The organism is Kribbella sp. NPDC050281, assembly GCF_040655855.1.
GTDB lineage: Bacteria > Actinomycetota > Actinomycetes > Propionibacteriales > Kribbellaceae > Kribbella.
In genome coordinates, this window is record NZ_JBFAKS010000028.1 from 122,195 (window position 1) to 130,022 (window position 7,828).

The 7,828-nt window shown below is 69.4% G+C and carries 8 protein-coding genes; 4 read left to right on the top strand and 4 right to left on the bottom strand.

The window, feature by feature from the left end:
* Nucleotides 1–3: 3 nt before the first annotated feature.
* Nucleotides 4–1,167, bottom strand: coding sequence for an MFS transporter (locus AB0I34_RS27900; protein WP_360450522.1), 1,164 nt, complete (start codon nucleotides 1,165–1,167; stop codon nucleotides 4–6).
* 118 nt (nucleotides 1,168–1,285) lie between these two features.
* Between AB0I34_RS27900 and AB0I34_RS27905 the strand changes: the two genes are divergently transcribed.
* Nucleotides 1,286–2,800: an HD domain-containing phosphohydrolase gene (locus AB0I34_RS27905; RefSeq protein WP_360450525.1), complete on the top strand. Its 1,515-nt coding sequence runs from the start codon at nucleotides 1,286–1,288 to the stop codon at nucleotides 2,798–2,800.
* Here AB0I34_RS27905 and AB0I34_RS27910 read toward each other — a convergent pair.
* Nucleotides 2,790–3,104, bottom strand: coding sequence for a hypothetical protein (locus tag AB0I34_RS27910; RefSeq protein ID WP_360450527.1), 315 nt, complete (start codon nucleotides 3,102–3,104; stop codon nucleotides 2,790–2,792). The genes AB0I34_RS27905 and AB0I34_RS27910 overlap by 11 nt on opposite strands.
* The gene (locus AB0I34_RS27915) at nucleotides 3,101–3,964 is read right to left on the bottom strand and encodes a phytanoyl-CoA dioxygenase family protein (protein ID WP_360450529.1); all 864 of its coding nucleotides are present in this window, start codon (nucleotides 3,962–3,964) and stop codon (nucleotides 3,101–3,103) included. Before AB0I34_RS27915 ends, AB0I34_RS27910 begins: the two co-directional genes overlap by 4 nt.
* 101 nt (nucleotides 3,965–4,065) lie before the next feature.
* On the opposite strand from AB0I34_RS27915, the gene AB0I34_RS27920 reads away from it, so the two are divergent.
* Nucleotides 4,066–4,839, top strand: a complete 774-nt coding sequence (locus AB0I34_RS27920; protein ID WP_360450533.1) for an AraC family transcriptional regulator — start codon at nucleotides 4,066–4,068, stop codon at nucleotides 4,837–4,839.
* On the opposite strand, the gene AB0I34_RS27925 is transcribed toward AB0I34_RS27920, so the two are convergent.
* Nucleotides 4,836–5,588, bottom strand: coding sequence for a LuxR C-terminal-related transcriptional regulator (locus AB0I34_RS27925; protein ID WP_360450535.1), 753 nt, complete (start codon nucleotides 5,586–5,588; stop codon nucleotides 4,836–4,838). The two genes, AB0I34_RS27920 and AB0I34_RS27925, sit on opposite strands and share 4 nt — an antisense overlap.
* A 147-nt stretch (nucleotides 5,589–5,735) precedes the next feature.
* On the opposite strand from AB0I34_RS27925, the gene AB0I34_RS27930 reads away from it, so the two are divergent.
* Together AB0I34_RS27930 and AB0I34_RS27935 are read left to right on the top strand one after the other, a co-directional pair.
* Nucleotides 5,736–6,971, top strand: a complete 1,236-nt coding sequence (locus tag AB0I34_RS27930; RefSeq protein WP_360450538.1) for a vanadium-dependent haloperoxidase — start codon at nucleotides 5,736–5,738, stop codon at nucleotides 6,969–6,971.
* A 41-nt stretch (nucleotides 6,972–7,012) separates the two neighbouring features.
* Nucleotides 7,013–7,747, top strand: a complete 735-nt coding sequence (locus AB0I34_RS27935) for a hypothetical protein (protein WP_360450541.1) — start codon at nucleotides 7,013–7,015, stop codon at nucleotides 7,745–7,747.
* Nucleotides 7,748–7,828: the final 81 nt, after the last annotated feature.

Consider the following 7,828-nt stretch of genomic DNA (forward strand, 5'->3'; position numbering starts at 1 on the left):
ATGCTACGGCTTCCGGGGCGCAAACACGGTGGCCAGCGCAAGGCCCGCGCCGGCGAGAAGCGCGGCGGCGAGGAACCCGGTGCCGCGCCCGGAAGCGGCGGCGACCAGCCCGAAGCTGGCCGGACCGAGCCCAGCGGCCAGGTCGATGCTCATGCTGACGGTTCCCATCACCGCACCGTGTTCGGCCGCCGGTGCTCGCTGCAGCGCGAGCATCATGATCGCGGGCGTGCCGAGCGCAACACCGACGCCCAGCAGCACCGTGCCACTGACCAACCCGGGCACCGTTCGCCAACCGCCCATGACCAGCAGTGCGATCGTGGCGCAGAGCAAGGAGATCCGGACGCTCCGGCCGGCGCCCAACCGGTCGGGGATGCGGGCCCCGACGCTCCGGATCAGCACGACGATCCCGGCGAACCCTCCGAGCAGGAAGCCGGCATTCGGCAGACCGAGGTCGAGCGCGTACAGCGGCACGAAGGCGAGGAAACCCGCCATGCCCCACACCAACGCGAGCAGCAGGAGCGCAGGCACGACGGCTGCCCGCGGGATGAGCCGGACAGCCTCGGCGCTTGCTTCGTCGGACGTCGGCGCGCGAGTGTCGCCGACGCGCAGGGCGAGCAGTACGCCGACGCCGGCCGAGGCTGCCGCGACCACCCAGACCGTGGTGAAGCCCGCCGTGCTGATGAGCACTTCGCCGATCGGCGGGCCGACCGCGAGCCCGGCGTACAGGGAGAGGGAGAACAGGCTGATCGCCTCGCCACGGCGTTCGGGCGGCGCCAGGTCACTCATCGCGGTGACGGCGCCGACGAAGAAGAACGCGTCGCCGACGCCGGTGAGCAGCCGGAGCGCCGCGAGTGCGCCGATGGAGTCGGTCACGCCGTACGCGGCGACCGAGCCGGCGAAGATGATGCCGCCGCCGACCATCGCGATCGACCGGCCGCGCCGATCCACCAGTCGTCCGGCCCACGGACGCAGTACCAGGGCGGACAGGCTGAATGCGGCGACGACCAGGCCGACCGCGATGTTACCGCCGGTAAGTTGGCCGGCGACGTACCGAGGCACGGCCGGCACGAGCATCCCTTCGGCGAGGAAGTAGGCGAGCCCGGCCGCACCGAGTACGACGAACTGCGGCGTGACGAGTCGAGGGACGGCGGAAGTCGCTGTACTCATGGCATCTCCTCTGGTCAGGCCCACAATGGCCATGCGGGCTCCAGCGGAGCATCGGTAGTTCTGCCCATCTCCGGGCGGAACGGGGAGGTGTGCTCCGAGGGGACCGGGGAGGTACGCCATGGCGAAGGACGACCTGCGACTCGCCGAACTCCTCTGCGCGCTGTCGGTCACCCTCGATCTCGCGATGGCGCAGGTCCCGGAGAAGTCGATCCGTAGCTGCCTGGTCGCCACCCGGCTGGCGGGCAGGCTCGGCGTCGCCGACCAGCGCACGGTCTACTACGCGACACTGCTCCGCCACCTCGGCTGCACTGCCACGACGCACGAGGAGGCGCACCGGATGGGCCCGCGGGCCGGCGAACTCCGTCCGCTCGCCGAGCGCACCGACGTCGCCAACCGACGCGAGTCGCTCACAGTCCTCCGGAAGATCGGCCAAGGCACGGGCATCCGCCGCCTCCAGTACCTCGCCCGCACCCTCGCCGCCGGGGAGGACGACATCTTGCGGGCGATCTGTGAGGTCGGCAGCATGCTCGCCGACCGCTTGGGCCTCGGCCCGTCCGTGGCCGAAGCGCTCTACCAGAACCTGGAGCGCTGGGACGGCACCGGTACGCCGAAGGGACTGGCCGCTACCGAGATCGACATCGCCACCCGGATCGCGGAGGTGGCGACCCAGGCCGTCATCTTCCACAGTCTGGGTGAGCCGGTGCAGGCAACGCTCACGCGGCGCCAAGGCACGTGGCTCGACCCAGTGGTGGTTGCCGCGTACGACGACTCCCTGCTGGCCGACCTCGCCGAGATCGACGTGTGGCAAGAGACTCTGGACAGCGAGCCACGCCCCTGGTCACTCATCCGGCCGGACCAGCTCGACGACGTGGCCCGGACTTTCGCCTACTTCGTCGACCTCAAGTCGCCGTACCTGTTCGGTCACTCGACCGGAGTGGCGACGTTGGCCGACGAGGCTGCGCGGCTGCTGCATCTGGACGACGCCGACCGGGCAACCCTGCGACGGGCCGCGCTCCTGCACGACCTCGGGCGGGTCGCCGTACCGACGAGTGTCTGGGAGCGGCCTGGTGAGTTGCGCCGCGCCGACTGGGAGCAGGTGCGCCTGCACCCGTACCGGTCCGAGCGGATCCTCGCGCGGTCCGCAGTACTCGAGCCGGTCGCCGCACTGGCCGCTCTCCACCACGAGCGGATCGACGGCACCGGCTATCCACGGCAGGTCAAGGGCGGCGAGTTGTCGACAGCGGCGCGGATCCTCGCTGCGGCCGACTGCTATCAGGCATTGACTCAGGACCGGCCACACCGGGCCGCGCACTCACCGGACAGGGCTGCGGAGATCGTCCTGGCTGAGGCAGCGGCCGGCAGGCTGGATGCCGACTGCGTGAAGGCTGTGCTCGGAGCGGCCGGGCACCAGGTGCCCGGCCGCATGAGCCGTCCGGCCGGCCTCACCGAGCGGGAGGTCGACGTACTGCGTCTGCTCGCACGTGGCTCGTCCAATGCGGAGATCGCGCGCGAGCTGGTGGTGTCACGCCGTACCGCTGAGCATCACGTCCAGCACATCTACGGCAAGCTCGGCGTGTCCTCCCGAGCCGGTGCCGCCCTGTTCGCGATGCAGCACGGCCTGTTCACACCGTGACGAGCTTTTCGAAGAAGAACTCGTGCTTGAGGAACGAGACGTCGTACTCGTGTCCTGGGAACGGCGGCAGGAGCTGGGCGGCCTGGAAGAGGCGCCAGCCGTCCTTCAGGGCGTCCAGACCACTCGCGTACGGCGGGACGTCGCTGTCACCCGTGGTCGGGTGGGTCGCTCCGGTTCCGTCGTACGTCGACCAGCCGACCACGCGGGCGTCCAGCGCGGAGGACGCCAGGTAGAGGACCAGGACCTGCTGGCGGACCGTCTGGCCGGTCTCGGCGGGGGCGGTGCTGGTGGCGGGGGCGGTCATGCCATCTCCTTCTTCGTGGCGTGCGGGTTCATGCTGCGCTGGGCGACCACCCGTTGCGGGCGGTTCGACACTCGGGTGACCCAGAACTCCGGGTCGAAGGTGTCGTCGCCGGTGAGCGCCTGCCACAGCTTGATCCGGTTGTACTTCTCCAGCCGGCCGGTGGCGTTCTCGTACCAGGGGAACGACTGGTCCAGCTCGCGCGCGACCTCTGGGTCGTACAGGTCCTCGAGGTTCCAGAGCCGGACCTGGCGGACGGTCGGGTTGAACCGGATCTTGAACATGTACCGGTCGATGGCGCTGTCGTTCTTGCGGCCGCCGTGCCAGATGCCGTGGTGCAGGAACTGCACGGTGCCGGCCGGGCACACCAGCCGGGTCTGGCCGAGCAGGTTCTGGTAGCGGCCGGTGTCGGACTCGTTCGTCCGGCGCAGGTGGCTGCCGGGCACGCTGAGCGTGCCGCCCATCTCGAGCGTCACGTCCTGCGGGTAATACATCAGCTGTACGTCGAACGCGTCCGGGCGGACGTCGATGATCGCGTCACCGTGCAGGTTCTGCGCCTCGCCCTCGTTCGCCTTGCGGATGTGCACGGCGTGGTGGTCGACGGTCGGCTCCGGCCCGACCAGGCTGTGGATCGCACCGGCGACCTCCGGCAGCTGCACCAGCCGCTGGACGAACTCGCTGTCCGCGAACGCCTCCGACAGCGGGGTGCCGTACGGGACGCCGGGGATGCCGGCCTTCAGGACCTCGAGCGCCTGCTGGTTCATCTCGTCGGGGACCACGGCGTCCATCCGGAACGACCCGGTGGCCACGAAATGCGCCATCTGAACCGAGGTGAGCAGGTTCTTCTGATGCGGGTGGGGCATGAGACTCCCTCTCGGGGGTAGTGGTAACTACTCCACCAGGTTAGATTCCTTCCACGTTGCAACGCGTTGGTTGTGTTCACCACTGGTGGTAATTTCTCACCATGATCGAGCTGCACCTGGCAGAGCCGCCGGAGGTCGTGAACGTCGGGGTGGGCATCCACGGGGTGCGCAGCCTGCGGGATGTGTTCCGGCTGCCGGACCTGTGGCAGCTGCATCTGTACTCGTACTCCGCCGATCTCACCCTCGCGGGTACGACGTACTCCGTGGCGCCCGGATACGTGTCGCTGACACCGGCCGGGTCGCAGGTGCGGTTCGACTACCGGGGACGGTCCGAGCACCTGTATGCCCACTTCCGGCCGGTCGTGGCGGGCGAGCCGTCGTACCTGCCCGTCGTACAGGACGCGGGCGCGGCCGCGCCCATGCTGTCGGACCTACTGCGCTGGGCCGTCGAAGCGTCGCCCTCAGGATCATCGCGTACGACGGCCGAGGTGTGGACCGCACTGTGGCGCATCGTCGACCTGACCGCCGCGACCACCGAGGGCGACGCTCGCCACCCGGCGGTCGCCAACGCCATCGCCTACATCGAGGCCAACCTCGCCCAGCCGCTCACCGTCCCCACCCTGGCCCGCCTCGCCGGCGTCTCGCACAACCACCTGACCCGCCTGTTCCAGACCGAGACCGGGCAGACCGTCATCGCCTACATCCGCGGTCGTCGCATGGGCCGCGCCCGTCATCTCCTGGTCTCCTCGACCCTGTCGATCCCGGCCGTCGCCGCCTCGGTCGGCATCCCCGACCTGCAGGCCTTCAACAAGACCTGCCGCCGCGAACTCGGCGGCTCCCCGCGCGCCGTCCGGACGGCCGGGCCGACCGGCTAGGCGGAGTGGGTGACCGGGAAGGCGGTCGCGACCGCTGCCGTCCGGCTGGTCACTCCGAGCCGTTCGTAGATGTTCTCCAGATGCTTGCGAACAGTGCCCTCGGCAACAAATAGCCGGTGCGCGATCTGGGTGTTGCTGTGCCCGTCGGCGACCAGGCGGAGCAGCTGCAGCTGACGGCTGGTCAGGTCCGGTACGCCGGCCCGGCGGCGTTCGTGGGCGCGGCCGATCTCGACGATGTGCGGCCGGAGCATCGTGAGCAGCAGCCGTTCGCGTTCGGTGAAGTCGCGTCCAGCGGCGCGGAACAGCAGCAGGCGACGGTCTTCCGCACCGCGGACGGGCAACGGGACGGTCATCTCATGGCGGATGCCGCAGAGGCGGAACCACTCGCCGACGATCGAGTTCGCCAGCTTGCGCCCAGGCAGATAGTCGGACACCTTCCAGACGGTGTCGTAGTCGCCGGTGCGCTGCGGCCGGCTGCACGCCTCGCCCTCCCAGTACGACCGCCAGAACAGATCCTCCCAGTCGCCGTCGAGCTCGACGGTGTCGCCGGTCACCTCCTCGAGCCCGACGATCTCGCGTTCGAGCGGGCGGCTGCGCTGGAACGTGATGTCCTCGGCGGGGATCAGATCGGCCAGTGCGCGCAGCAGACCGCGCGGGAAGTACTCCTCGGAGTCGGCCTCCCGACCTCGTTCGACGACATCCAGCAGTTGGCGTAGGTCTCGTTCGGTGACGGTCAGCTGGTTCCCCATGACGTACCCCTCCCCTCCCGTCAGGCTAGGCCCGGTCCTGCGGTTTGCGAATACGTCGAACGTCGTATGGCCGCGGGCGGTCCGCGCGGTGATGGTGGCGGTGGTGGGGGCGGCGCCGTGCCGTTCCGTTGTTCGAGGGGGAACGTCATGAGGTCGCTGTCTCGTCCGGCCACGCTGCTGATCGTCGGGGTGCTGGCGCTCACCGGCGCGGGGTTGTCGCCGATGCCATCGGTGGCGTCTGCTTCAACGAGCGCCGCGCCGGTGCTCGACTGGAGCCGGATCGCCACCCAGACGATCGTGGCCGGGCGTCCACCGGCGAGTTCCGAGGTGTTGCTGGGGATCGTGCACATCGCGATCGCGGACACGGTGGCCGGACTGGGTCAGGGCCGGCCGTTCCGGTTCGCCGTACGACCCGATCGGAAGGCGTCTGCCGCGGCTGCCGTCGCCACAGCGACGTACGACGTACTCCGGGCTCGGGTACCCGCGCCAGGGCTGGACGGCACGTACGCCGACTACCTGGCTGGTGTGCCGAACGGCCGAGCGAAGACTCGCGGGATCACGCTGGGCCGGTCGGTGGCGGCCGCCGTACTCGCATGGCGCGCAGGAGACGGGCTCGCCAACACAGTGCCCTACAAGCAGCCCCCGCCAGGGCCGGGAGTGTGGGAGCCGACCGCTCCGACGCCTCCCGTGGACATCGTCCTCACGCAGGTCCGACCGCTGGCTCTGCGCTACCGAGCGCAGTTCCGCCCCGATGGTCCTGACGCGCTGACCAGCAAGCGCTACGCGCGTGACGTTGCCGAGGTGGCCTCACTCGGCCGTAAGGACAGTACGACGCGCACCGCCAAGCAGACCGAGACGGCGATGTTCTGGTCCGAGCAGACCGCTCAGCAGTGGAGCCGGGCCCTGCTGCAGCTGGCAGCCGATCGGCATCTCTCCCTGTCCGCTGCGGCGCAGATGCTCGCGCTGGTGCACGTGTCCGCCGGTGACTCGGTCATCGCGTGCTGGGACGCCAAGTTCCACTACCTGTCCTGGCGTCCGGTGCACGCCATCCAGCGCGCGGACACGGACGGCAACCCGCGTACGCCGGCTGACCCGACCTGGCAGTCCCTGCTGAACGTCAACCACCCGGAGTACCCGTCCGGCCATGCGTGTTTCACCGCTGGCGTGACCCGTGCGCTGCAGGCGTTCTTCCACACCGGCAAGTTGCGCGTGGTGATGAGCAGCGTGGTCACGAACACCACTCGCGTGTACCCGGACCTGTCCGCCGTACGCACCGACGTCCGCGAGGCCCGCATCCTCTCCGGTCTGCATTTCCGCCACTCCATGAACGACGGCGACACCCTGGGCACCCAGGTCGCCAGGTGGATCGCTGCCCGGCATTAAGGCGGTGGCTGGTGCCCTGCCTGCGGGCTAATGTGCCGAACATGTATGAGCTGATCCCAGTCGCGCAGGCACCGCAGTACGACGAGGAGGCCGCTCAGCGCTTCGCGGAGGAGTGGCCGGAGTTCATCTTCCACGACGTCGAGGTGCGGAAGTACATCGATCGGCGGCAGGAGTACTTCCCGGAGTGGGAGTTCTATCTCGTGTCCGACGACGAGCGGCTCATCGCGGGGTGCTGGGGTGTGCCGCTCGCGTGGGACGGGACGGTCGAGGATCTTCCCGGTGGGTTCACGGATTCCCTGGTGCGTTCGGTTCTCGGGTACGAGGAGGGCGTCGTACCGAACACCTTCGTACTGATGGCGGCCGCCGTACGCTCCGACGAACAGGGCCGCGGCCACGCCGGCCGGGTCATCACCTCCGTCCGCGACCGCGCGGTCGCCGGCGGCCTTCGTCAGGTGATCGCCCCGGTCCGCCCGACGTTGAAGTCGAGCTATCCACTGACCCCGATCGAAACCTTCATGACCTGGACCCGCAAAGACGGTCTCCCACTCGACCCCTGGCTTCGCACCCACGTCCGCCTGGGCGCGAAGTTGCTGGCGCCCGCGACCGCCTCCCAAACCATGACCGGCACCGTCGCGGACTGGGAGAAGTGGACCAACATGCCCTTCCCCTCCTCAGGCACCTACGTAATCCCCGCCGGCCTGACAACCCTCGACATCAACCACACCACCAACCACGGCCTCTACACAGAACCCAACGTCTGGCTCCGCCACGCCTAGTGCCCTGCGTCGGAGATCCCTTGGCGCTTGCGGCGCCCAGGCACGCACCTCGCGGCGTTGGAGAAGCGTCCACGATGCTCC